Origin of the sequence: Streptococcus pneumoniae (genome assembly GCF_001457635.1) — a bacterium.
Lineage (GTDB): Bacteria > Bacillota > Bacilli > Lactobacillales > Streptococcaceae > Streptococcus > Streptococcus pneumoniae.
The window spans coordinates 944,242-968,632 of record NZ_LN831051.1; the positions used below are offsets into that span (position 1 = coordinate 944,242).

The 24,391-nt window shown below is 38.0% G+C and carries 23 protein-coding genes, 1 tRNA gene and 2 pseudogenes; 22 read left to right on the top strand and 4 right to left on the bottom strand.

The annotated features are described in order from the left end of the window. The first annotated feature begins 186 nt into the window (after nucleotides 1–186). From AT689_RS05125 to AT689_RS05145, 5 genes are all read left to right on the top strand, one after another. Nucleotides 187–1,188 carry a LacI family DNA-binding transcriptional regulator gene (locus AT689_RS05125; protein WP_000230201.1) on the top strand — a complete coding sequence of 334 codons (1,002 nt, stop codon included), beginning with the start codon at nucleotides 187–189 and terminating at the stop codon, nucleotides 1,186–1,188. Nucleotides 1,189–1,336: 148 nt separating this feature from the next. After that, entirely contained in the window at nucleotides 1,337–2,254 is a 918-nt protein-coding gene (locus tag AT689_RS05130) for an ABC transporter permease (protein ID WP_025173802.1), read from the top strand. Nucleotides 2,255–2,264: 10 nt separating this feature from the next. After that, nucleotides 2,265–3,155, top strand: coding sequence for a carbohydrate ABC transporter permease (locus AT689_RS05135; protein ID WP_000797961.1), 891 nt, complete (start codon nucleotides 2,265–2,267; stop codon nucleotides 3,153–3,155). 28 nt (nucleotides 3,156–3,183) lie between these two features. Further along, a complete protein-coding gene (locus AT689_RS05140) occupies nucleotides 3,184–4,800 on the top strand; it encodes an ABC transporter substrate-binding protein (RefSeq protein ID WP_000669749.1) in 1,617 nt (538 codons plus the stop codon). A 9-nt stretch (nucleotides 4,801–4,809) separates the two neighbouring features. Then, nucleotides 4,810–6,129 carry a glycoside hydrolase family 32 protein gene (locus AT689_RS05145; protein ID WP_000502561.1) on the top strand — a complete coding sequence of 440 codons (1,320 nt, stop codon included), beginning with the start codon at nucleotides 4,810–4,812 and terminating at the stop codon, nucleotides 6,127–6,129. 207 nt (nucleotides 6,130–6,336) lie between these two features. Here AT689_RS05145 and AT689_RS05150 read toward each other — a convergent pair. Together AT689_RS05150 and AT689_RS05155 are read right to left on the bottom strand one after the other, a co-directional pair. Next, nucleotides 6,337–6,409, bottom strand: a tRNA-Lys gene (locus AT689_RS05150). 264 nt (nucleotides 6,410–6,673) lie between these two features. Continuing rightward, nucleotides 6,674–7,945 carry a replication-associated recombination protein A gene (locus AT689_RS05155; RefSeq protein ID WP_001113225.1) on the bottom strand — a complete coding sequence of 424 codons (1,272 nt, stop codon included), beginning with the start codon at nucleotides 7,943–7,945 and terminating at the stop codon, nucleotides 6,674–6,676. A 269-nt stretch (nucleotides 7,946–8,214) separates the two neighbouring features. On the opposite strand from AT689_RS05155, the gene AT689_RS05160 reads away from it, so the two are divergent. From AT689_RS05160 to pepF, 13 genes and pseudogenes are all read left to right on the top strand, one after another. Further along, nucleotides 8,215–8,454 carry a hypothetical protein gene (locus tag AT689_RS05160; protein WP_000818079.1) on the top strand — a complete coding sequence of 80 codons (240 nt, stop codon included), beginning with the start codon at nucleotides 8,215–8,217 and terminating at the stop codon, nucleotides 8,452–8,454. After that, on the top strand, nucleotides 8,444–8,692 hold the full coding sequence (locus AT689_RS05165; RefSeq protein WP_000797237.1) for a hypothetical protein: 249 nt from the start codon (nucleotides 8,444–8,446) through the stop codon (nucleotides 8,690–8,692). The genes AT689_RS05160 and AT689_RS05165 overlap by 11 nt, the downstream gene beginning before the upstream one ends. A gap of 136 nt (nucleotides 8,693–8,828) precedes the next feature. Continuing rightward, nucleotides 8,829–9,008: a type II toxin-antitoxin system HicA family toxin gene (locus AT689_RS05170; RefSeq protein ID WP_025169096.1), complete on the top strand. Its 180-nt coding sequence runs from the start codon at nucleotides 8,829–8,831 to the stop codon at nucleotides 9,006–9,008. A 36-nt stretch (nucleotides 9,009–9,044) separates the two neighbouring features. Further along, the gene (locus AT689_RS05175; protein WP_000961810.1) at nucleotides 9,045–9,497 is read left to right on the top strand and encodes a type II toxin-antitoxin system HicB family antitoxin; all 453 of its coding nucleotides are present in this window, start codon (nucleotides 9,045–9,047) and stop codon (nucleotides 9,495–9,497) included. Nucleotides 9,498–9,787: 290 nt separating this feature from the next. Further along, nucleotides 9,788–10,258 carry a DUF3013 family protein gene (locus AT689_RS05180; protein WP_000257100.1) on the top strand — a complete coding sequence of 157 codons (471 nt, stop codon included), beginning with the start codon at nucleotides 9,788–9,790 and terminating at the stop codon, nucleotides 10,256–10,258. An 18-nt stretch (nucleotides 10,259–10,276) separates the two neighbouring features. Then, nucleotides 10,277–11,365 carry a M50 family metallopeptidase gene (locus tag AT689_RS05185; RefSeq protein WP_000719704.1) on the top strand — a complete coding sequence of 363 codons (1,089 nt, stop codon included), beginning with the start codon at nucleotides 10,277–10,279 and terminating at the stop codon, nucleotides 11,363–11,365. Further along, nucleotides 11,346–11,495: pseudogene (locus AT689_RS05190) on the top strand (7,8-dihydro-8-oxoguanine-triphosphatase); the annotation flags it as partial. The gene AT689_RS05185 and the pseudogene AT689_RS05190, both read left to right, overlap by 20 nt. Before the next feature lie 118 nt (nucleotides 11,496–11,613). Then, nucleotides 11,614–12,648, top strand: coding sequence for an ATP-binding protein (locus tag AT689_RS05195; protein ID WP_000747916.1), 1,035 nt, complete (start codon nucleotides 11,614–11,616; stop codon nucleotides 12,646–12,648). Nucleotides 12,649–12,709: 61 nt separating this feature from the next. Continuing rightward, a complete protein-coding gene (locus tag AT689_RS05200) occupies nucleotides 12,710–14,893 on the top strand; it encodes a S8 family peptidase (RefSeq protein ID WP_000529016.1) in 2,184 nt (727 codons plus the stop codon). Nucleotides 14,894–14,943: 50 nt separating this feature from the next. Further along, nucleotides 14,944–15,963 (top strand): annotated as a pseudogene (locus AT689_RS12490) (AbiH family protein). A gap of 12 nt (nucleotides 15,964–15,975) precedes the next feature. Further along, complete coding sequence (gene prmA, locus AT689_RS05210; protein WP_000451164.1) at nucleotides 15,976–16,926, top strand: 50S ribosomal protein L11 methyltransferase; 951 nt, start codon at nucleotides 15,976–15,978, stop codon at nucleotides 16,924–16,926. Between the two features lies 1 nt (nucleotide 16,927). Next, nucleotides 16,928–17,671: a 16S rRNA (uracil(1498)-N(3))-methyltransferase gene (locus tag AT689_RS05215; RefSeq protein ID WP_001188227.1), complete on the top strand. Its 744-nt coding sequence runs from the start codon at nucleotides 16,928–16,930 to the stop codon at nucleotides 17,669–17,671. A 10-nt stretch (nucleotides 17,672–17,681) separates the two neighbouring features. Next, on the top strand, nucleotides 17,682–19,478 hold the full coding sequence (gene pepF / locus AT689_RS05220) for an oligoendopeptidase F (RefSeq protein ID WP_000435579.1): 1,797 nt from the start codon (nucleotides 17,682–17,684) through the stop codon (nucleotides 19,476–19,478). Between the two features lie 60 nt (nucleotides 19,479–19,538). Here the strand turns inward: pepF and AT689_RS05225 are convergent, their stop codons facing one another. Next, nucleotides 19,539–20,216: an ArsR/SmtB family transcription factor gene (locus AT689_RS05225; RefSeq protein WP_000433073.1), complete on the bottom strand. Its 678-nt coding sequence runs from the start codon at nucleotides 20,214–20,216 to the stop codon at nucleotides 19,539–19,541. Nucleotides 20,217–20,462: 246 nt separating this feature from the next. On the opposite strand from AT689_RS05225, the gene AT689_RS05230 reads away from it, so the two are divergent. The 4 genes from AT689_RS05230 (at nucleotide 20,463) to AT689_RS05245 (ending at nucleotide 23,967) form a co-directional block, all read left to right on the top strand. Next, entirely contained in the window at nucleotides 20,463–21,233 is a 771-nt protein-coding gene (locus AT689_RS05230) for an ABC transporter ATP-binding protein (RefSeq protein ID WP_000966496.1), read from the top strand. Then, on the top strand, nucleotides 21,226–21,990 hold the full coding sequence (locus AT689_RS05235) for an ABC transporter permease (RefSeq protein ID WP_000475587.1): 765 nt from the start codon (nucleotides 21,226–21,228) through the stop codon (nucleotides 21,988–21,990). The genes AT689_RS05230 and AT689_RS05235 overlap by 8 nt, the downstream gene beginning before the upstream one ends. A gap of 406 nt (nucleotides 21,991–22,396) precedes the next feature. Then, nucleotides 22,397–23,188: a DUF2785 domain-containing protein gene (locus tag AT689_RS05240; RefSeq protein ID WP_000284091.1), complete on the top strand. Its 792-nt coding sequence runs from the start codon at nucleotides 22,397–22,399 to the stop codon at nucleotides 23,186–23,188. 110 nt (nucleotides 23,189–23,298) lie between these two features. Then, nucleotides 23,299–23,967: an MIP/aquaporin family protein gene (locus tag AT689_RS05245; RefSeq protein ID WP_000714849.1), complete on the top strand. Its 669-nt coding sequence runs from the start codon at nucleotides 23,299–23,301 to the stop codon at nucleotides 23,965–23,967. Between the two features lie 24 nt (nucleotides 23,968–23,991). Here the strand turns inward: AT689_RS05245 and AT689_RS13415 are convergent, their stop codons facing one another. Then, the gene (locus tag AT689_RS13415; protein WP_000693295.1) at nucleotides 23,992–24,390 is read right to left on the bottom strand and encodes a hypothetical protein; all 399 of its coding nucleotides are present in this window, start codon (nucleotides 24,388–24,390) and stop codon (nucleotides 23,992–23,994) included. Between the last annotated feature and the right edge of the window lies 1 nt (nucleotide 24,391).

The following is a 24,391-nucleotide window of genomic DNA, read 5'->3' on the forward strand; positions in this document are numbered from 1 at the left end:
AAAAGCCATAAAACCAAGGCTTTTCCTGTTTTATGTAGATGTTTACACATGAAAATTGAAGTATTTTCAAAAGCTAATTGGAGTGATTTTATTCATGATGGGATAAATGATCTGGCCAAAAATGATTGAGAAATAGTTGCTTAAAAAGCATTTGCATGATACTATATATTGAAAGGAGGTGATAATATGGTAGAACAAAGAAAATCAATTACCATGAAAGATGTTGCTTTAGAAGCAGGAGTTAGTGTTGGAACTGTTTCACGTGTAATTAATAAAGAAAAAGGCATTAAAGAAGTAACTTTGAAAAAAGTGGAACAAGCGATTAAAACTTTGAATTACATTCCAGATTACTACGCTAGAGGAATGAAAAAAAATCGAACAGAAACGATTGCAATCATTGTACCAAGTATCTGGCATCCCTTCTTTTCAGAATTTGCTATGCATGTGGAAAATGAAGTCTATAAGAGAAATAACAAATTACTCTTATGTTCTATCAATGGTACAAATAGAGAGCAAGACTATCTGGAGATGTTGCGTCATAATAAAGTTGATGGAGTGGTTGCCATTACCTATAGTCCAATTGAACATTACTTGACGTCAGGAATTCCCTTTGTTAGTATTGACCGCACATACTCAGATATTGCCATTCCTTGTGTTTCATCAGATAATGATGCAGGTGGAAGAGAAGCAGCTAAACAATTAATTAGTAAAGGATGTCAGCATTTAGCCTTTGTGGGCGGACATAATACAACCATTAATGAAACCAAACGTCGTAGAATTTCATTTGAAAAGTATGTCCAAGAGCATAAAATACCTCTTAGTATTTTTGATTTGGATGAGACAGTTACTGACTATTATGGAAAGCTAGAGAGTTTCTTGGAAGAAAATTCTTCTATAGATGGAATTTTTACAATCAACGATTTTACAGCTTTGGATGTGATTGAAATAATAGAAAAAAATGGCAAACGTATTCCTCATGATGTCCAAATTATTGGATACGATGGAATTAAAATGGCTGGAGATAGAGATTATCTACTTTCAACTATTGAACAACCATTGGAAGAAATGGCAAAAGAAGCGGTTCGTATTTTGTTTGATATAATTGATGGAAAGACTGTTAATTTGCAGACAATCCTACCAGTAAAATTTGTTGAAGGAAAAACAACAAAAAATGAAAATAAGTCTTGACAGAAAGCGCTATCAATGATAGAATGAATTCAGATAAAAAAGATTTATTTTTAAAACAAAAATGAAACGTTTCAAAAAAGAAATAAAGAGACAGCGCCAAGCGCCATCTTTTCTAGAAAAAATGAAACGTTTCAAAAAGGAGGTTGCTATGAATAGCAAAGCGAAGCAAGTTTCTCTTTGGGAAAGAATCAAGAAACAAAAACTCTTGTTATTGATGACTGTCCCCGGTTTAGTTTTAACCTTTATCTTTAAATACATTTCTATGTATGGGGTTTTAATCGCATTTAAAGATTACAATCCTTTAAAAGGAATTTTAGGGAGTGATTGGATTGGTTTTTCTGAGTTTACAAAATTCATATCCTCTCCCAACTTTGGTATCTTGTTAGCCAACACATTAAAATTAAGTATCTATGGTTTATTGCTTGGCTTTTTACCACCAATCATTCTTGCTATTATGCTCAATCAACTCTTGAGTGAAAAAGTCAAAAAACGAATTCAGCTCATTTTATACGCACCAAACTTTATCTCAGTCGTTGTTATTGTCGGTATGATTTTCCTCTTCTTTTCAGTGGGAGGACCAATCAACAATTTTCTTTCTATGTTTGGAATGAAGGCTGACTTCTTGACAAATCCAGACTTCTTTAGACCCTTATACATCTTTAGTGGTATCTGGCAAGGAATGGGCTGGGCTTCAACGCTCTACACGGCAACATTGGTAAATGTAGATCCAGCCTTAGTAGAAGCAGCTCGACTGGATGGAGCCAATATCTTCCAACGAATCTGGCACATTGATATTCCAGCTCTTAAGCCTATTATGGTTATCCAATTTGTTTTAGCTGCAGGTGGAATTATGAATGTCGGATATGAAAAAGCATTCTTGATGCAGACATCGTTAAATTTGCCAACTTCTGAAATTATCTCGACATATGTCTATAAAGTTGGTCTTGTATCAGGAGACTATTCTTACTCAACAGCGGTTGGTTTGTTTAATGCAGTGATTAACGTAGTATTGCTTGTTGCAGTTAACCAAATCGTTAAACGCATGAATAATGGTGAAGGAATTTAAGGAGGAAAGTATGAAAAATTCGATTATGGATACAAAATTTGATAGACGTATCTTACTCTTAAATAAAATCATTATTGTCTTTATCGTTTTGATGACTTTGCTTCCTTTACTTTATATCGTCGTAGCATCCTTTATGGATCCTAAGGTTCTGGTTAGTAGAGGGATTAGCTTTAATCCAGCCGATTGGACTGTAGAAGGTTACCAGCGTGTATTCAGTGACCAATCTATTCTAAGAGGTTTTATCAATTCTCTACTATACTCTTTTGGATTTGCAGCTTTAACAGTATTGCTATCTGTGTTTACAGCTTATCCTCTTTCTAAGAAAGACTTGGTTGGACGTCGTTGGATTAACTACTTCTTGATTGTGACTATGTTCTTTGGTGGTGGTTTAGTCCCAACTTACTTGCTCGTAAAAGAATTGGGAATGCTAAATACTCCATGGGCTATCATTGTTCCAGGTGCTGTCAACGTTTGGAATATTATTCTTGCTAGGGCCTATTTCCAAGGATTGCCTGAAGAATTAGTTGAAGCTGCTGTCATTGATGGTGCAAATGATTTACAGATTTTCTTCAAAATCATGCTTCCTCTTGCAAAACCAATTATGTTTGTTCTCTTCCTTTATGCTTTTGTAGGACAGTGGAACTCATACTTTGATGCAATGATTTATATCAAGGATCCAAACTTGGAACCATTGCAACTTGTACTTCGTAAAATTCTCATTCAGAGCCAACCAGGTCAAGACATGATTGGAGCACAAGCGGCTATGAATGAAATGAAACGTTTAGCTGAATTGATTAAATACGCAACTATTGTCATTTCCAGCTTGCCATTGATTGTTATGTATCCATTCTTCCAAAAATACTTTGATAAAGGAATTATGGCTGGTTCACTTAAAGGATAAAAAAAGAAAAAATAAAAGGAGTTTTCTCATGAAATTCAAAACATTCTCAAAATCAGCAGTTTTGTTGACAGCTAGTTTAGCAGTACTTGCAGCCTGTGGCTCAAAAAATACAGCTTCAAGTCCAGATTATAAGTTGGAAGGTGTAACATTCCCGCTTCAAGAAAAGAAAACATTGAAGTTTATGACAGCCAGTTCACCGTTATCTCCTAAAGACCCAAATGAAAAGTTAATTTTGCAACGTTTGGAGAAGGAAACTGGCGTTCATATTGACTGGACCAACTACCAATCCGACTTTGCAGAAAAACGTAACTTGGATATTTCTAGTGGTGATTTACCAGATGCTATCCACAACGACGGAGCTTCAGATGTGGACTTGATGAACTGGGCTAAAAAAGGTGTTATTATTCCAGTTGAAGATTTGATTGATAAATACATGCCAAATCTTAAGAAAATTTTGGATGAGAAACCAGAGTACAAGGCCTTGATGACAGCACCTGATGGGCACATTTACTCATTCCCATGGATTGAAGAGCTTGGAGATGGTAAAGAGTCTATTCACAGCGTCAACGATATGGCTTGGATTAACAAAGATTGGCTTAAGAAACTTGGTCTTGAAATGCCAAAAACTACTGATGATTTGATTAAAGTCCTAGAAGCTTTCAAAAACGGGGATCCAAATGGAAATGGAGAGGCTGATGAAATTCCATTTACATTTATTAGTGGTAACGGAAACGAAGATTTTAAATTCCTATTTGCTGCATTTGGTATAGGGGATAACGATGATCATTTAGTAGTAGGAAATGATGGCAAAGTTGACTTCACAGCAGATAACGATAACTATAAAGAAGGTGTCAAATTTATCCGTCAATTGCAAGAAAAAGGCTTGATTGATAAAGAAGCTTTCGAACATGATTGGAATAGTTACATTGCTAAAGGTCATGATCAGAAATTTGGTGTTTACTTTACATGGGATAAGAATAATGTTACTGGAAGTAACGAAAGTTATGATGTTTTACCAGTACTTGCTGGACCAAGTGGTCAAAAACACGTAGCTCGTACAAACGGTATGGGATTTGCACGTGACAAGATGGTTATTACCAGTGTAAACAAAAACCTAGAATTGACAGCTAAATGGATTGATGCACAATACGCTCCACTCCAATCTGTGCAAAATAACTGGGGAACTTACGGAGATGACAAACAACAAAACATCTTTGAATTGGATCAAGCGTCAAATAGTCTAAAACACTTACCACTAAACGGAACTGCACCAGCAGAACTTCGTCAAAAGACTGAAGTAGGAGGACCACTAGCTATCCTAGATTCATACTATGGTAAAGTAACAACCATGCCTGATGATGCCAAATGGCGTTTGGATCTTATCAAAGAATATTATGTTCCTTACATGAGCAATGACAATAACTATCCAAGAGTCTTTATGACACAGGAAGATTTGGACAAAATTGCCCATATCGAAGCAGATATGAATGACTATATCTACCGTAAACGTGCTGAATGGATTGTAAATGGCAATATTGATACTGAGTGGGATGATTACAAGAAAGAACTTGAAAAATACGGACTTTCTGATTACCTCGCTATTAAACAAAAATACTATGACCAATACCAAGCAAACAAAAACTAGAGGTTGATTATGGGAGATAAGAAATACACAGTAGAAAAAGCCAATCGTTTTATAGCAGAAAATAAACATCTCGTTAATACTCAATATAAGCCTGAAGAACATTTTTCAGCTGAGATTGGTTGGATCAATGATCCAAATGGATTTGTCTATTTTCGTGGAGAATACCATCTCTTTTATCAATTCTATCCATATGATAGTGTTTGGGGGCCTATGCACTGGGGACATGCTAAAAGTAAGGACTTGGTGACTTGGGAGCACTTGCCAGTGGCACTTGCTCCTGATCAAGATTATGACCGAAATGGTTGTTTCTCAGGCTCTGCCATTGTCAAGGATGATCGCCTCTGGCTCATGTACACTGGGCATATCGAAGAAAAAACCGGTGTCCGCCAAGTGCAAAATATGGCATTTTCAGATGACGGGATTCACTTTGAAAAGATTTCCCAAAATCCAGTTGTAACTGGAACAGACTTGCCAGATGAGTTGATTGCTGCTGATTTCCGTGATCCAAAACTCTTTGAAAAAGATGGACGCTATTACTCCGTAGTAGCTGCCAAACACAAGGATAATGTGGGCTGTATCGTTCTACTAGGGTCCGATAACCTAGTAGAATGGCAGTTCGAATCCATCTTTTTAAAAGGGGTAGAACACCAAGGCTTTATGTGGGAATGCCCAGATTACTTCGAGTTAGATGGGAAAGATTGCCTTATTATGTCATCCATGCGTTATCAGCGTGAGGGAGACTCATATCATAACATCAACTCATCGCTTTTGTTCACGGGTAAGGTAGATTGGGGAGAAAAACGTTTTATCCCAGAATCAGTTCAAGAAATTGATCATGGCCAAGACTTCTATGCGCCTCAAACATTGTTGGACGATCAAAATCGTCGTATCCTGATTGCTTGGATGCAGACATGGGGGCGTACCCTTCCAACCCATGACCAAGAACACAAATGGGCATGTGCCATGACTTTACCTAGAATTCTAAGATTGGAAGATGGCAAACTAAGACAATTCCCTGTTAAAAAAGGCCAATATCAAATCCAAATAGATAAAGATTGTCATTACCACTTAGGAAATGATACAGATTATCTTGAATTTGGTTATGACAGTAATGCGCAGCAAGTTTACATTGATCGTAGCCATCTTATTCAAAAAATTCTAGGTGAAGAAGAACAGGACACTAGTCGACGGTATGTAGATATTGAAGCTAAAGAATTGGAAGTTGTTCTAGATAAAAATTCCATCGAGATTTTTGTCAATCAAGGTGAAGCAAGCTTGACTGCAACTTATTACTTAACGGTGCCAGCTGAGCTATCACGAATTGATTAAAAATTAAGTTATTTCTCCTAAAGAAAAAGTTCTCTTTCTAAAATAGTGGAAAGAGGACTTTTTGTGTTTTGGGTATATAAGCTTAGTTTATGGTATTTGTAAAATTGGTGTTGGATTATGATTTAAGCTAGTTTTCTAAAGAATTTGAAAAAAATTTTATTTAAGCAAAAAAACCTTGGTTCCAAGGCTTTTCCTGTTGTATTTAGATGCCCCCTACAGGGATCGAACCTGTGACCCACGGATTAAGAGTCCGCTGCTCTGCCAGCTGAGCTAAGGAGGCAAAGAAAAAAGCTGTATTGGTGCCGAAACTTCACGGTTTGTATTGAACCCGCGCAATTAAGCAGGTGGGCAACTCGCTCTAACTGAAGCTGTTTCCGTGTGAGACGGCCTACATGCTGTTAGAAGACTTTTGTTTCCCTAATAATACAAAAAATAGTCGGTCAACACTTAAGTGTGAAGTCGTACACCACAGCGTTTCTATACTTATATGATACCACTTTTTCAAAAAAAATCAAGAGGAAAGTGCAATTTTTTGAAAAGGATTTCAGATTTTTCGCAAACGATCGATAGCTTCCTTTCTTTGAGCCAAAGCCCGTTCATATTTACCAGTATCTTCTGCTTGGAAATAGTGATGATTACGAATTTTTTCTGGCAGATAGTCTTGCTTGATCCAATTTCCAGGATAGTTGTGTGGATAGAGATAGTCTTGGGCATTCCCCAGTTCCTTGCTTCCACTGTAGTGCCCATCACGCAGGTGTCGCGGAATAGGCAAGTGCCCTGATGTTTTGAGGTCAGCAAGTGCCTTATCCATAGCTACATAGGCTGAGTTGGATTTTGGAGAAAGGGCCAAATCAATCACGACATTGGCAATGAGAATGCGGGCTTCTGGAAACCCAATCTTCTGGGCAGCATCCAGAGCAGTCACGGTATGAATCTGGGCCTCAGGATTGGCTAAGCCGATATCTTCATAGGCGATAACAGTCAAGCGACGAGCGAGACTAGGCAGATCCCCAGCCTCAATCAAGCGGGCAGCATAGTGGAGACTGGCATCCACATCTGAGCCACGGATAGACTTTTGCAGGGCAGATAGAACATCATAGTGACCGTCTCCATCCTTGTCCATAGTGATGTAGCTTCTCTGAAGACTATTTTCCATGATGTCTAAGGTGATGTGGCGAATGCCCTCGTCATTCTCAGGGGTAGAGAGAACAGCCAAGTCCAGTGAGTTAAAGGCAGAGCGAAGGTCTCCGTTTGTAGAGGTTGCGATGAAATCCAGCGCATCCTCATCTAGTTCTATTGGAAAATCAAAACCACGTTCAGGGTTACTTAGAGTTATCTGCAGGGCCTCTTTGACGTCTTGGTTAGACAGAGGTTCCAACTCGAAAATTTGAACTCGGCTACGAATGGCAGGAGTGACAGAGAAGAAAGGATTTTCAGTCGTTGCTCCAATCATGATGACCAGTCCACTTTCCAAGAGAGGCAAGAGGAAGTCTTGCTTGGTCTTATCTAGTCGATGAATTTCGTCTAGCAATAGGACGAGACCACCAGAAAATTTAGCTTCTTCCGAGATTTCTTGCAGTCGCTTTTTACTATCAACTGTCGCATTGAAAGTTCGAAAGGCATACTTGGTCGTTCCAGCGATGGCAGAGGCAATACTGGTTTTGCCGATTCCCGGAGGGCCATATAGAATCATGGAGGACAGGCGGTTGGCTTCCACCATGCGGCGGATGATTTTTCCAGGTCCGACCAGATGCTCCTGACCGATGACCTGGTCGATGGTTTTAGGGCGCATGCGAAGCGCGAGATTGTCTGGCATAGCAGTCCTTTCTAACGTGGATTTGAGTAGAATGACTCATCTACTATATCTTACTATGTCCATTCTAGCCTATTAGTTGTGATATTTCAATGGTTTTGTAATAATCAGGGAGTGAGATAGAATCTTTTTTACTATTTAATTTAATGAGGAGAGGTATCAGCATGAGAGATTTGATTTTCCTTAAAGCTCAAAATAGGATAGTTGAGCCTAAAGAAGTGGAAGTGCTGACTTGAGAAATAATATTGCTGAATGTCATTGTATGAACTATAATGAAAAGAGAGGTGATAAGCAATGGAAATGATGGACCAAGTCAGGAAATTTTGATTTTTACAAAACAAATTCGTCATTGGATTCTTAGTGATCAAGTTATTTCAGGGAAAAGAAAACTTTTCTTCCGGGAAGATACTCCAAAAGAGATTTTAGATTTGTACGAAAACATTAAATCTAAACTTGATTTTGCTTACCAAGAAGTTTATTCTAATAATGGGTTGAAAAAATATGAAAAATAGAATAATTGATGTTTTTGAAGTAGTAAATCGCATCCTTGTAATAACTGTTGAAAATCCTGATTTCGAAGACTTGAGAGTTAATCAGTTTGTAAAAATTGGAGATAAAAAGTATAGAGTACGCAGTGGTCCTATGATTCATTCAACTCCGCCTCAATCTGTCTTAGATCGAGATACTTTTACAATTGACTATACAGATGATGAATTGCTCGATAAAGAAGCAGTTTTTACTACTCATTAGAAAAATAGGTCTGAATAAATTGGTTTCCCTTAGAACCACATCTAGGGGCTTTTATGTATAATAGAATAATAAGTATCACTCCTTTACAATACGTGTAACACGTGTTATAATGGTGTTGTCAGGAGGTAAAAGCGCTATACCTATGACACAAAAAGAGATGGTTAAACTCCTTACGGCCCATGGTTGGATAAAGACTAGAGGCGGTAAAGGCTCCCATATTAAAATCGAGAAGCAAGGGGAAAGACCTATCACAATCCTTCATGGTGAGCTGAATAAGTACACTGAAAGAGGGATAGGAAAGCAAGCTGGGTTGTAAAATTCAGTCCCTGCTTTTTGATATGGAGGTAGTGAAATGTTAGTTACGTATCCAGCTTTATTTTATTATGACGACACAGACGGAACAGAAGCGACTTATTTTGTCCATTTCCCAGATTTTGAATACTCAGCTACACAAGGAGAGGGGATTTCTGAGGCTTTGGCTATGGGGTCGGAGTGGCTAGGGATAACTGTTGCAGATTTGATAGAGAGTGATGGAGAGTTACCTCAGCCATCAGATATCAATAGCTTGTCTTTAATTGATAATGATCCTTTTAAAGATGATGAAGATTTCGTGTCAACCTATGACCTTGATAAATCTTTTATTTCTATGGTATCTGTTGATGTATCAGAATACCTAGGAAGTCAGGAACCCATTAAAAAGACTTTGACTATACCAAAATGGGCAGATAAGTTGGGACGAGAAATGGGACTTAACTTTTCTCAGACTTTGACAGACGCTATTGCAGATAAGAAAGTTCAAGCCTAAGATTAAGCGTGGTATCGTGGTAATAGTCAATAAAAAAGCACGTCCACTTGTGCTAGTTACTCGCCTATTGATTTTATAGATTTATTAGCCCTTTCGAGGGCTTTTTATATTGATTTTTATGAGAAATGAAGAAATCAGACTTTTAAGAAAATCACTGATACCAAGGGTTTAAATGAGGTAATATGGTATAATTAGGACATAAAATAATTTTGTGGTAAGATGGTAGTATCTATTTTAGCATATTTCCGAGCAATCGGGGCGATTAAAGAGTCGCATAGAAAGAGGACAAAATGGCAACATACGGATTTTTAGATGTTTTAGAGGAAGAGTTGGACAAGAACTTTCCCTTTGACTTTGAGATTAGCTGGGACAAACGCAACCATGCGGTAGAAGTGAGTTTTCTATTGGAAGCGCAAAATGCTGCAGGTGTGGAGATGGTGGATGAAGACGGAGAGGTTTCATCAGATGACATTCTTTTTGAGGAAGCGGTCCTTTTCTACAATCCTGCCAAGTCAACAGTCAATGAGGAAGACTATTTGACTGTTATTCCTTACCTGCCTAAAAAAGGATTTTCCCGTGAATTTTTAGCTTATTTTGCGCTTTTCCTTAAAGATACTGCTGAGGTTGGGCTAGATGCCCTCATGGACTTTTTGGAAGATCCAGAAGCAGAGGAATTTGTTATGGAATGGAATCAAGAAGTCTTTGAAGAAGGAAAAGTTGGCTTGGAAGAGGGAGAATTTTACCCTTATCCAAAATACTAGGAGTTGGTTGGAGGTGTTATGAAGAAAATTGGGACTTATTTGGTTTATGTGCTAGCTGTTGTCTTTATTATGCTAGCTTTTGCTTGTGGAACAATCGCATTTGCAGAGTTGGGGTATTCCGCAGTTTTAGCCTTTACTTTTGGTTATGCCTTCGCTCTTCTAAGCATGTATTTAATCTTTATTCTTCATGAGCTGGGTCATGCTTTTTGTGGCTACTTGACAGGCTATCAGCTGGTGGCTTTTGGATTAGGACATTTTATTTTGACAAAAAAGTCAGGCAGGTTTCATCTTAGTAGAACAGCCATTCTGAAAAATGTTGGTGCTCAATACATTGGTTTAAAAGAGGATGAAAGCGATCAAAGAATCATCCTGATGCTTTCAGGAGGCTTGATGGTTCATCTCGGCTTGATATTATTGGCGATAGTGTTTGGATTTTTGACAAGAAGCTGGTATTTTGCAGGGACTTGGATTTTTCTTAATTTATCTTTCTTCCTAAATAACATTTTACCAGTCGGCATCACCGATGGAGCAAAAATTTGGGAATTACTACAACACCCTGAAAATACCAAATACGCCTACCTGGTATTGAGACATTCTGCTCAAACTTTGCTGGCTCCTCAAGAATATGATTTGAAAGACTTTGTTCAAGCAGTTCCTGAGGATGCACGAGGGAGTTTTGCGGATGGTGTATTAGGTATGCAAGGTGAAGTTTCCATTTTGGAAGGGAAGGAAGAAGTAGCTAAACAGCAGTTTCAAGCATTACTTGAGAGGACAACTACTCCGATGATGCAGACAGTTGCCCAACTATCCCTACTTCATATCGCCTTGTTGGAAGGAGATTTTGAGCAAGCGGAGCAATATGCTAGTATTCGACAGGTCAAATCGTTTCTGTCTCTCAAACTGTCCAATCTTCAAGTGATACAAGCCTGGTATCAATTAAAGGTGAAGAAAGATGTAGATCGAACTCGTAAGGCTCTCAAGATTGCTAGACAGAAAATGGATAGTAGTCGAATGTTGAGGGACGAGAAACGCTATTATGAAAACTTGTTAGCAGAGCTGGAAAAGGAAATGTTAGAAGGAACTGAAGATGGAACTAGAAATTTCTGATTTCCCAGGCTGTAAGATTGCTTTGTTTTGTGGGGATAAGCTTTTGACTATCTTACGCGATGATAAGGCAAGCATTCCCTGGGCCAATATGTGGGAACTGCCAGGTGGGGGAAAGAGTGTCAGGGAAAATCTGATATAGTTTTGCATTAAAAGAATATCCTTTCAAGGTTATTCTTTTTTAATTTTGTCCCAAAATAATTTACTTTGTCCGGAAAATATAGTATTATTTGTATAAGGAGGAATGAATCATGAAAAAATCAGATGTTCTTGATTTAATAAAGTATCATTATGAGGGCAGAGAGACAGAATTTAGAAATCAATCCATAGCAATTGCTCGGAACTTCAATAAACATGGTGATACACAAATAGCACAATATATTATGGGGTTAATGTCTCAAAGTGATAGATTCATGCCACAAATAGAAAATCCTAGTGAGTATTTGACTCCTGCTAAACTAGATATTGGTCCTCTCCCATTGCCTCTTTCAATTATGAATGATTTAAAAGGAATAATAAACGCTGTCAATCATCATATTGGAATAAATAAATTTTTATTTGTGGGATCTCCAGGTACTGGAAAAACTGAAAGTGTAAAGCAGGTGGCTAGACTTATTGGCAAGGAATTACTTGTAGTAGATTTCAGTCACTTAGTAGATAGTAAGCTAGGGCAAACAGTCAAAAACTTAGCAACTCTTTTTAATGAAATCAATAATCTTCCTTTCAAGCAAAATTATATCATCCTATTTGATGAAATTGATTCCATAGTGTTGGATAGGGTTAATCAGAATGATTTAAGAGAAATGGGACGAGTGACTTCTGCCTTTTTAAAGGAGTTGGATAGGCTGTCACCAGAAATTGTATTAATTGCAACAACAAATCTTTTTGAAAATCTTGATAAAGCAGTTACGAGAAGATTCGATGCCATAATTGACTTTGACCGTTATACTGATGAAGATAAAGTAGAAGTAGCTACTATTATTTTAAATGAGTTATTAAAGCAATTTAAGAATGTAGCTAGAGATTTAAAATTATTTAAAAAAATTATCAATAGTGCCAATGTAATACCGAATCCTGGTGATTTGAGAAACTCAATAAGAACGTCATTGGCATTTAGTGATCCATCAGATCCGCATGATTACCAAAAACGCCTGCTAAGAAGTTTGCATAATGGTAGAAATTTATCTATTTCTAAATTATCGAAGCTAGGTTTTACTGTTAGAGAAATTGAGATTTTGACAGGTGTTTCTAAGAGTAGTGTATCACGAGAGTTAAGCGAGGATTAAAATGAATACATTATTGACATTACGAGGTAAAAGCTTTACACAAAAATCAAGAAATAATGGTATGGGACCAATAACTATACCCAAAAAAACAATAATTACATTGGAACATTTGAAGTATCTTCATTTTTCATTAGAAGAGACGAAAACATATTGGGAGAAAAATAACATTATCGATGGTATTTTGATCAGTATTTACTATAATCGAATTGTTGCCAAAAGTAACCGTATTAATGGCTATTTCAATGTAGGAGGAGGGAATCCATTCCCTAATGATACTATTGTGGGAGCAAAATTCAATGATGAGAAGACAAAACATATTGTTACTCATTATATTTCTAGAGATGCTCTTAATAAAACAATAACCGTTTTAAGTAAGATAATTGAAGTTTTTGAGGAACATTTTGATAGAGCGATAACATGTGAGATGTTTTCTGATTCATCAACGTTTGCTTCTATAAATTTTTCGGAGTATGGTATTTCAAAAAGCAAATTTCAACAGTATTTGAGAGATTCTTGCTTTATTGAGAATTTTGGAGTTGAGCACACTACTGTTTCTGATATTCAAAATTCTATCGTGACATTTTATGATGTCCATACAGACATTTTTAGATTACTGAATAAATTAAATATTGATATTTCAGAAGCTAATATCATGAATCAGACCACGGTCTTGCTTGATGAAAAAAATATTGAATTACTACTATCAAAAGCGCCCTATCTTGTCTCCATGATTGTGGAAGATTTTTCTAAGTTATCTGTAGATGATTTTTCTTTAGATAATAATGATTTAAAAATAAATCTTCCATCTCCAATGAACGAACCAGTTGTTGGCGTTATTGATACCTTATTTGACAAAAGAGTTTACTTTAATGAGTGGGTAGAATATCATGATTTTGTCTCACCTGATATTAGCAAAGATAGCCAAGATTACAAGCATGGGACAGCTGTGACTTCTTTAATCGTTGATGGAGCCAATTTGAACCCTAATCTGGATGATGGTTGTGGAAATTTTAGAGTGAGGCATTTTGGTGTGTCACTACAAAGTGGATTTAATTCATTTACAATCATAAAACAGATAAAAGAGATTGTTTCTCAGAATGCTGATATTAAGGTTTGGAATCTTTCTTTAGGGTCCAATGATGAAATAAGAGAAAATTTTATCTCTGCAGAGGGAGCATTATTAGACGAAATTCAATTTGAGAATGATGTAATTTTTATCATAGCTGGGACAAATGCTTCAGTAATAAATGGGAAACGCAAAAGAATAGGTGCTCCTGCTGATTCACTTAATTCTATAATAGTAAATTCTGTTGATTTTAATAATCAATCAGTGTCATATTCACGAGAGGGTATTGTTTTATCATTCTTTGTTAAACCAGATGTGTCATATTATGGAGGAGGAAATGGTGACTTTATAAATGTTTGTGAACCTCTAGGATTAGGTCGTGTAGCTGGAACAAGTTTTGCGGCACCTTTTATTGCAAGGAAAATGGCCTATCTCATTCATATTATGGGACTTAGCCGAGAAGAAGCGAAGGCTTTGCTAATTGATGCAGCAATACCCTGGAATGATAAGAAAACATTCACTGATTTATCTTTGATAGGAAATGGTATTGTTCCAATAAAAATGGATGATATTTTATCTACACCTGATGATGAAATTAAATTTATTGTGTCAGATATCTCTAGGGCTTATGATACCTATAATTATGATTTTCCAGTACCTATTTCTAGTGAGAGTTATCCATATGTAGCTAAAGCAACAATGTGTTATTTCCCTAACTGCTCAAGAAAACAAGGGGTTGATTATACAAATACTGAGATGCAGCTTACTTTTGGTAGGTTAAAGTCAGACGGTATCAAATCGATAAATAAAGACAACCAGCATGCCGAAGATTCCCCAGGATATGTGAGAGAAAATGCTGCTAGAAATATATTTAGGAAATGGGATAATGTCAAGCATATTGGAGAGTCGTTTACTTCTCGAAAGAGAGCTAAAGCAATTTTAAATCCATCTAATCCTCAGTGGGGGATGAGTATTAAAACAATCGAACGTTTGAAAAGCGGTGATGGACAAGGAGTACGTTTTGGTGTAGTAGTTACATTAAAAGAATTAAATGGGGTTAATCGTATTGAAGATTTTATTCAGCAAGCTGAATTACGCGGTTGGCTAGTTAATAGATTGCAAGTAGAAGCTCAAGTAGACCTCTTTAATAGTTTAAATGAAGAAATTGAATTTGAATAGTGGATATTTTATCCTTATTTTAGATCTTAGGAACACAAGAGGGCAAAGATATGAATATTACTTATATAGTTGGAAATGGTTTGGATTTGCAATATGGTTTGAAAACAAGATATAGGGATTTCTACGAATTCCAAAATAAGGTTTATATAAGTAGGACAGAGAACGAGGAAAAATATTCAAATTTCATTTATGAGTCTCTATTTTCTGATAAAGTAAATGATTATGAAAATTGGTCAGATTTTGAATTGTCAATTGGTAAATTAACAAAAGATAACGACCTCATCTCCTCAAGTATAGAAATAAAGGAGAAATTTATAGATGATTTTAGTGAAGTAGTTGATGATTTAAGAGAATATCTACGCATACAACAAGAAAAAAATCTTGAGAAAGGTAATGCAATTGACTTTATAAGCACTCTAGATAATATGAGGACCTCTCTCCCTGTAATTAATCAACCTGCTATCGATAAAAAATATAATGAAAATCTATATTAACACGATATCGTGAATATATTAACTCTTAATTACACAAATGTAATCGATAAATTATATAATGAGTCAGCAAAATCATTTAGCAATCAATTACGAACTAATAATTATAAATTTCACATTGCGCCTCCAATTCATGCACATGGAACGGTAGATATTTGCACAGTTTTAGGAGTTAGTGACGAGACACAGATTTCAAATAGTTTTGATGAAGAACAAAAAGAATCCTTAATAAAAAATTTAGTTTTGAAGAACTATAGAGAAAATATGGATGTTAAAAATAGCGATATTATAAAAAATTCTGACATCATAATTCTTTATGGGGTTTCTTTGGGAGAGACTGATGGGTATATCTGGAATCAGATTGCTGAACAATCAATCAGAAGTTCTGTTCCTGTCATAATTTACCATTATGTACCTCATTTTGATGCAGGAAACCCCACTAGAGTAAAACGCTTATATAGAAATGTAGAAGACAAATTCATACAAAATAGTGGAATTGATTTAGAGTTAGAGAAGAAATTAAGAGATAACCTTATTGTTGTTATTGGAAAGACTATTTTTAATCTGATGGAAAGGTAAGCAAAATACATAATGGAAACATGGCAAGAGTTAAAAGTTACAGTGAAGCGTGAGGGAGAGGAGTTGGTTTCCAATCTCTTGATTGAGTTAGGTGCCCAAGGGGTAGCAATTGAAGACAGCATGGACTATGTGGGAAATGTGGACCGATTCGGTGAAATTTTCCCAGAGGTGGAGCAACAGGAAGAAATCGTAGTGACCGCCTACTACCCTGAAACGGTTGATGTAGCAGCAGTTGAAGCGGATTTGCAGGCTCGTCTGGCAGAATTGACCGACTTTATGGACCTAGGAGAAGTCAAGATGGGCACGACTGCCTTGACTGAGGAAGACTGGGCTGACAACTGGAAGAAGTATTATGAACCGGCACGCATCACCCATGACCTGACCATCGTACCGTCATGGACGGACTATGAGGCAACAGCAGGAGAAAAGATTATCAAGCTGGATCCTGGTATGGCCTTTGGGACAGGGACCCACCCAACAACCAAGATGAGCCTCTTTGCCTTGGAACAGGTTCTTCGTGGTGGCGAAACAGTGCTAGATGTAGGGACTGGTTCAGGGGTTCTTTCTATTGCAAGCTCACTCCTAGGTGCCAAGGAGATTTTCGCCTATGACTTGGATGATGTGGCGGTTCGTGTCGCTCAGGAAAATATTGAGCTCAACACTGGTATGGAAAATATCCATGTAGCAGCAGGAGATTTGCTTAAGGGTGTGGAAATTGAGGCAGATGTGATTGTGGCTAATATCTTGGCGGATATCCTCATTCATCTAATAGACGATGCCTATCGTTTGGTCAAGGATGAAGGCTACCTCATCATGAGTGGCATTATCAAGGACAAGTGGGACATGGTGCGCCAGTCGGCTGAGTCAGCTGGATTTTTCCTCGAAACTCACATGGTTCAAGGGGAATGGAATACCTGTGTCTTTAAGAAAACCAAGGATATCTCTGGTGTGATTGGAGGCTAGGATGCAACAGTATTTTGTCAAGGGGAGTGCAGTCTCTCCTGTCACCATCGAGGACAGGGAAACCAGCAAGCATATGTTTCAGGTTATGCGCTTGAAAGAAGATGATGAGGTTACTTTGGTCTTTGATGATGGAATTAAGCGCTTGGCGCGTGTGCTGGATGTGGAAGCTCGTCAGTTTGAATTGGTAGAAGAACTAGATGACAATGTGGAACTGCCCGTTCAAGTGACCATTTCATCTGGTTTTCCCAAGGGAGATAAGTTGGAGTTTATCACTCAAAAGGTGACGGAACTAGGTGCCAGCCAGATTTGGGCCTTCCCTGCCGATTGGTCCGTTGCTAAGTGGGATGGCAAGAAATTGGGTAAAAAGGTTGAAAAACTAGAAAAAATTGCTCTTGGAGCAGCAGAGCAAAGTAAGCGTAATGTTGTTCCAAGTATCCATCTTTTCGAGAATAAAGCAGACTTTCTAGCCCAACTTGACCAGTTTGACCGCATCTTAGTAGCCTATGAAGAGGCGGCCAAAGAAGGAGAAGCCGCTGCTCTTATAAAAGCAGTTACTGGACTCGAGAAAGGAGCCAAATTGCTCTTTATCTTTGGTCCAGAAGGTGGTCTGTCACCTGCGGAAATTGAAAATTTTGAAGCTAAGGGAGCTGTTTTGGCAGGACTTGGCCCTCGCATTCTAAGAGCAGAAACAGCACCGCTTTATGCCTTATCAGCCCTTAGTGTTTTATTAGAATTAGAGAAATAAGAGGAAGAAAATGGAACAAAAACACCGTTCAGAATTTCCAGAGAAGGAACTTTGGGATTTAACAGCTCTATACCAAGACCGTGAGGATTTCTTGCGTGCAATCGAGAAAGCTCGCGAAGACATCAACCAATTTAGCCGTGACTATAAGGGCAATCTTCACACTTTTGAGGATTTTGAGAAGGCCTTTGCGGAATTGGAACAAATCTACATTCAGATGAGTCATATTGGCAACTATGGTTTTATGCCCCAGACGACAGACTATAGCAATGAAGAATTTGCCAACATTGCCCAAGCTGGGATGGAATTTGAAACAGATGCCAGTGTAGCCTTGACCTTCTTTGACGATGCCTTGGTGGAAGCTGATGAGGAAGTCTTGGATCGTTTGGGTGAGTTACCTCATTTGACGGCGGCCATTCGTCAGGCCAAAATCAAAAAAGCCCACTATCTAGGGGCTGATGTAGAAAAGGCCTTGACCAATCTCGGTGAAGTTTTCTACAGTCCGCAGGATATTTACACTAAGATGCGTGCTGGAGATTTTGAAATGGCTGACTTTGAGGCTCATGGCAAGACTTACAAAAACAGCTTTGTCACCTATGAGAATTTCTACCAAAACCATGAGGATGCTGAGGTTCGTGAGAAATCTTTCCGTTCCTTCTCAGAGGGACTTCGTAAGCACCAAAATACGGCTGCAGCAGCCTATCTGGCTCAGGTCAAGTCTGAAAAACTCTTGGCTGATATGAAGGGATACGACTCTGTCTTTGACTATCTTCTAGCTGAACAAGAAGTGGACCGTGCCATGTTTGACCGTCAGATTGACCTCATTATGAAGGACTTTGCGCCAGTTGCTCAGAGATACCTCAAGCATGTTGCCAAGGTTAATGGTCTTGAAAAGATGACCTTTGCTGACTGGAAATTGGACTTGGACAGCGCCCTCAATCCTGCAGTGACTATTGACGATGCCTATGATTTGGTCATGAAGTCGGTAGAACCTTTGGGGCAAGAATATTGTCAGGAAGTTGCTCGTTACCAAGAAGAGCGCTGGGTGGACTTTGCTGCTAACAGTGGCAAGGATTCCGGTGGTTATGCGGCGGACCCATATCGCGTACACCCTTATGTCCTCATGAGCTGGACAGGCCGTTTGAGCGATGTCTATACCTTGATTCATGAAATCGGGCATTCTGGTCAATTCATCTTTTCAGACAATCATCAAAGTTACTTCAATGCCCATATGTCGACCTACTATGTTGAAGCACCGTCAACCTTCAATGAATTGCTACTCAGTGATTACTTAGAGAACCAATCTAATGACCCACGTCAAAAACGCTTCGCTCTGGCTCATCGCTTGACAGACACCTACTTCCATAACTTTATCACCCACCTCTTGGAAGCCGCCTTCCAGCGTAAGGTGTATACATTGATTGAAGAAGGAGAAACCTTCGGAGCAAGCAAACTCAACAGTATTATGAAGGAAGTTTTGACAGATTTTTGGGGCGATGCCATTGAAATCGACGACGATGCAGCTTTGACTTGGATGCGCCAAGCTCACTACTATATGGGCTTGTATAGTTACACTTACTCTGCTGGTCTTGTCATCTCGACAGCTGGTTACCTTCATCTTAAAAACTCAGAAACTGGAGCTGAAGACTGGCTCAATCTCCTCAAATCAGGTGGTAGCAAGACACCACTTGAGTCAGCCATGATTATCGGTGCTGATATTTCAACAGACAAACCACTCCGTGATACCATCCAATTCTTGTCTGACACAGTTGACCAGATTATCTCCTATAGTGCTGAGTTGGGGGAGTAAGGGGAATAGAGAGGTTGTTATAGAATTGGTATGGACAGTTATTTGCTTAAAAATCCATGTTTAAATCCCCCATTCCCTTTCGAGGAATTCTTTTCCCTGCTCTGTAATGGTAAGTGAACGTGGCGTTTGTGCAGGGATGACCAATTGTTTTTCACTGAAAAATTCTAAAAGAGCATTGCCGAGAGCTCCGCCGACATGATTTTTACGTTCGCTCCAATCCAAACATTTAGGGCAAAATTTCCGTTTTTTCTTTTTCAATTCATCCGTATCAATGTGTAATTTTCTTTGGAAATAAGACTTCCCAGCTTCAGTGAGTTGGAAGTCTTTTTCTGATTCGCTGAGGAGATTTTCTTGCAAGAGATAATTGGTAATGGAAATGCCAAGCTCACCAGCAATATGGTCATAGCAGGTGCGAGCGACCTTTAATTCCTTTTTGTGAATGTGTTGTTTATAACTTTTGACATCACGCTGAGGAGAGTAGAAGCTGAGAAATTCCAGCATTTCTGCAATGGCAGCACTTTTTAAAGAATAATAATGAAAACGTCCATAGGTTTGTAGAGTGGTTACCTGCGCTTCGGTAAGTAATTTGAGGTGATAGCTGACAGTATGTTGCTTGATTTTGGTAGAGCTGGCAATTTCGTTAACCGTGTGAGCTTTTCCATCCATTAGAATATCTAAAATGTGCATCCGAGAAGGGTCTGATAAGAGTTTTGTGATGATGAAAATATCTGGTTCCATAAAAATTTTCTCCAAATTTCATATATCGATGATTTTCTATCTTTTGTTATACTATAATTAAAGCACAAGAAAAATAGATTTTAAAAATGTTTTACTAGAGAATATTTTAAATTTTATTGTCTGAGTTTAAATGGAGGTAAAATTACAAAAGTAATTGCAGCAGTATCCACAGTTGAAGGACGTTAATCTTAAGATTACATTCTCAACATTTTTTCAAAAGTGAGATGAATTAACAAAGTATCCAACATGCTCTATTTGTGGGGGAAAGAAAGAGTGAAGAAGTTAAGTGTTAAAAATCTAAAAAAGCAATATGGTTCTTATGAAGCTGTCAAGGGAATTAGCTTTGAATTGGGAGAAGGAGAGTGTTTGGGTATCTTGGGAATCAACGGTGCTGGCAAAACATCCACTTTAAAGATGATTTACTCACTGACCTCAATTTCCTCAGGAGAGATTGATATCTTGGGGCAAAATATTGAAACCAATCGTCGTAAGAGTAAATCTTGTCTGGGTATTGTAGGGCAGGAGGATATGCTGGACATGACCTTGAATGTTTATGATAATCTTTTTGCTCACGGTCTATGCTATGGTATCTCATCTGTCGAACTTAGGAAGAGAATCGATTCTCTCTTGGATTTTGTTCAACTGAGCAAACATGCGCAAAAGATGGTGAATCAGCTGTCGGGTGGGATGCGACGACGTCTTGTCTTGGCAAGAGCTCTCATCAATCGGCCTGATATTATCATTTTAGATGAACCGACAGTTGGTTTAGACATTCAATCCCGCAATATTATTTGGGATAAACTTTTGGAGTTGAAGGAATTAGGTGTTTCCATCATTATTACTTCCCACTATATGAATGAGATTGAATATTTGACAGATAGGGTGTTGATGCTCCACCAAGGGACTATCAAAGAAGAAGGAACTGTAGAAGACTTGCTCATCAAGTATGATGCTGACAACCTTGAGACGCTTTTTTGGGGGTTGACTGGGACAGAGAAGGAGGACTTGCATGTTTAAGTTATCATTTCACTCCATCGGACACGTTGTGGTACGCAACTACATGAGTTTTAGAAATTTATTTAAAATTTCAATTGTCCCCAACCTTATCGACCCCCTCTTTTATCTTTTAGCAATGGGATTTGGAGTTGGTGCTTATTTGACGCATGTTAACGGTATGCTCTACCGTGATTTTGTCATTACAGGTTTAATTGCTGCGACTGCCATGTCTGCGGCCACCGCAGAAACAACGGTCAATGCCTTTATCCAGTATAAGATTGAAAAGACTTATGATGCTATGTTGATGACGCCAATCAATACGAATGATATTGTGGTGGGTCAGGCTATCTGGGCAGGTATTCGTGCAGTGATTTTTGGTGGGATTTTTTGGCTGATTTCCATACTTATCACAGCGCATTTTCATGTCTTGATGTTATTGATTCCTCTGATTTTATTTATAGTGGGTTATTTGTTTGGTGTTTTAGGACTAATCTTTACCTACTTGGCGCCGTCTAGGGAATTTCTGAATTACTACAATGTTTTGGCAATCCGTCCTCTTTATATGTTTTCAGATACCTTCTTTCCCATTACTTCCTTGCCCCCAATACTTGGTGATTTGACTTGGTTTTCTCCCTTGTATCACGCTACCCGCATGATTCGTATTATATGGGGAGGTGAGGTGACAGGTTTGTATCTTCATCTTATCTGGTTGATAGCCTTGGCGCTCTTGATAACGGTGCTTCCTATGTATATGTTACATCGTAGATATTATAGATAGTCTAATTATTTGTGATTTTATACTAAACGTTATTCGAATTTGGACAGGTATGGGAACTGTGCCTATCAATATTGTAATTTATGGAAGTTGAAATAGTACGGTTCAGTTTTTAAAATATTGTTAGAAATTGTTTTAAATTCCCTAATCAATTTGTATAGTTTTTATTTCACTTTATTATAACTAGTTTTTCGCAATTTTTGAGACAGGAATGTGATTTTTGTGATAAGGCTCTATCATTACAAGTTTATTTGTTGTAATATGGAATAAATCATTTATATATCTTTTCAGAAATATGCTGTTTCTCTGAATATAAATGTCTTTTTCTTTTTAACTTAATTTTACAAATTGGTAAGGTCATTTAAGACTGCCTTTTTGAACAGTTGCTAGAAATGTAGAGGTATTGACCATGTATCAAGATTTACTAAGAAAAATAGCAGAAGAAAAACCAAATTATAACCAGGAGGAAATCCAGTGGTTGCTTGATCATTTGGGAGATCCTTCTCCAGAAATTCGTGATGATCTTGTTTTTACAAGCTTTGCTAAGGAGATTCAGGAAGAGCTATTTACACAGGAACAATTTCATTTCATTGCTGAGGTGGTCTTAGCTGATGGAGGGTTAGATAAAGAGATTGATAAGGTAGGCTTGTCAACACTTGAACGTTCTTTTAGGGCACTTATTTATGCAAATCTCTTGTCTGCAGATGCTAACCAGCAATCGGTTTTTTATCAGGGATTACAATCAGAAATTCGTAATGTCCTTTTAAATCAAGGCTTGCACTATCTTTCAAAAGAAAAGGATACAACAGGTTTCTCAAGTCAGTATGGTTGGGTTCATTCTTTTGCACATGGAGCCGATTTACTGACAGAGGTGGTTTGTCATCCGGGCTTTCCTAAAAACAGAGTTCATGAAGTATTTAAGATACTTGGCCAACTATTTAAAAGAATGTCGATTCGCTTTACAGATGATGAGGATTGGCGTTTAGCAAGAGTGATCTATGAACCTATTTTACAAGGGAAGTTAGCGCAAGAACAAGTAGCTTCTTGGATAAAAACTGTTGATTTTCCGATAGAAGAAAGGGAGAATTTTTACAAATTTTCCAACTTTAGATCCTGTCTGGTGGAAGTCTATGTCCAACTTGACCAGAGAAATAGTTTACAAGATGAGTTGAAAGAAGCTATCCAGTCTTTTCAATACTAGAGATTAGCTAATAGTTCTATGATTTTCAAAAAATTTCCAATCAATTTTCTTGAAACCCTTTCCTACTTTTGATAGACTAGTATCTAGTTTTTGAAAAAAGGAGAAAGAAAATGAAAAAATTTGTTGCTGAGTTAATCGGTACGTTCATGCTTGTATTCGTCGGGACAGGAGCTGTTGTTTTTGGAAATGGTCTTGATGGCCTTGGTCACCTTGGAATCGCCTTTGCTTTTGGTTTAGCAATCGTGGTGGCAGCCTACTCAATCGGAACTGTTTCAGGTGCTCACTTGAACCCGGCTGTTTCGATTGCTATGTTTGTAAACAAACGTTTGTCATCTTCAGAACTTGTAAACTACATCCTTGGTCAGGTTGTTGGAGCTTTCATCGCTTCTGGCGCAGTCTTCTTCCTCTTGGGTAATTCAGGTATGTCAACTGCTAGTCTTGGTGAAAATGCCTTGGCAAACGGTGTCACTGTCTTTGGTGGTTTCTTGTTTGAAGTCATCGCAACTTTCTTATTTGTCTTGGTTATCATGACTGTGACTTCAGAAAGTAAGGGCAATGGCGCGATTGCTGGTTTGGTAATCGGTTTGTCATTGATGGCGATGATTCTTGTCGGATTGAAGATTACTGGACTTTCAGTAAACCCAGCTCGTAGCTTGGCACCAGCTGTCTTGGTAGGCGGCGCAGCCCTTCAACAAGTTTGGATTTTTATCCTTGCACCAATCGCTGGTGGAGTTCTTGCAGCCCTTGTTGCAAAAAATTTCCTTGGAACAGAAGAATAATTGAAACTCAAAAAGCCTTGCTCCTCATCTTGAGGAACAGGGCTTTTTCGTATGATACTCTTCGAAAATCTCTTCAAACCACGTCAGCTTCACCTTGCCGTAGGTATGGTTACTGACTTCGTCAGTTCTATCCACAACCTCAAAACAGTGTTTTGATCTGACTTCGTCAGTTCTATCTGCAACCTCAAAACAGTGTTTTAAGCTGACTTCGTCAGTTCTATCTGCAACCTCAAAACAGTGTTTTGATCTGACTTCGTCAGTTCTATCTGCAATCTCAAAGCAGTGTTTTGATCTGACTTCGTCAGTTCTATCTGCAACCTCAAAACGGTGTTTTGATCTGACTTCGTCAGTTTCATCTACAACCTCAAAACACTGCTTTGAGCAACCTGCGGCTAACTTCCTAGTTTGCTCTTTGATTTTCATT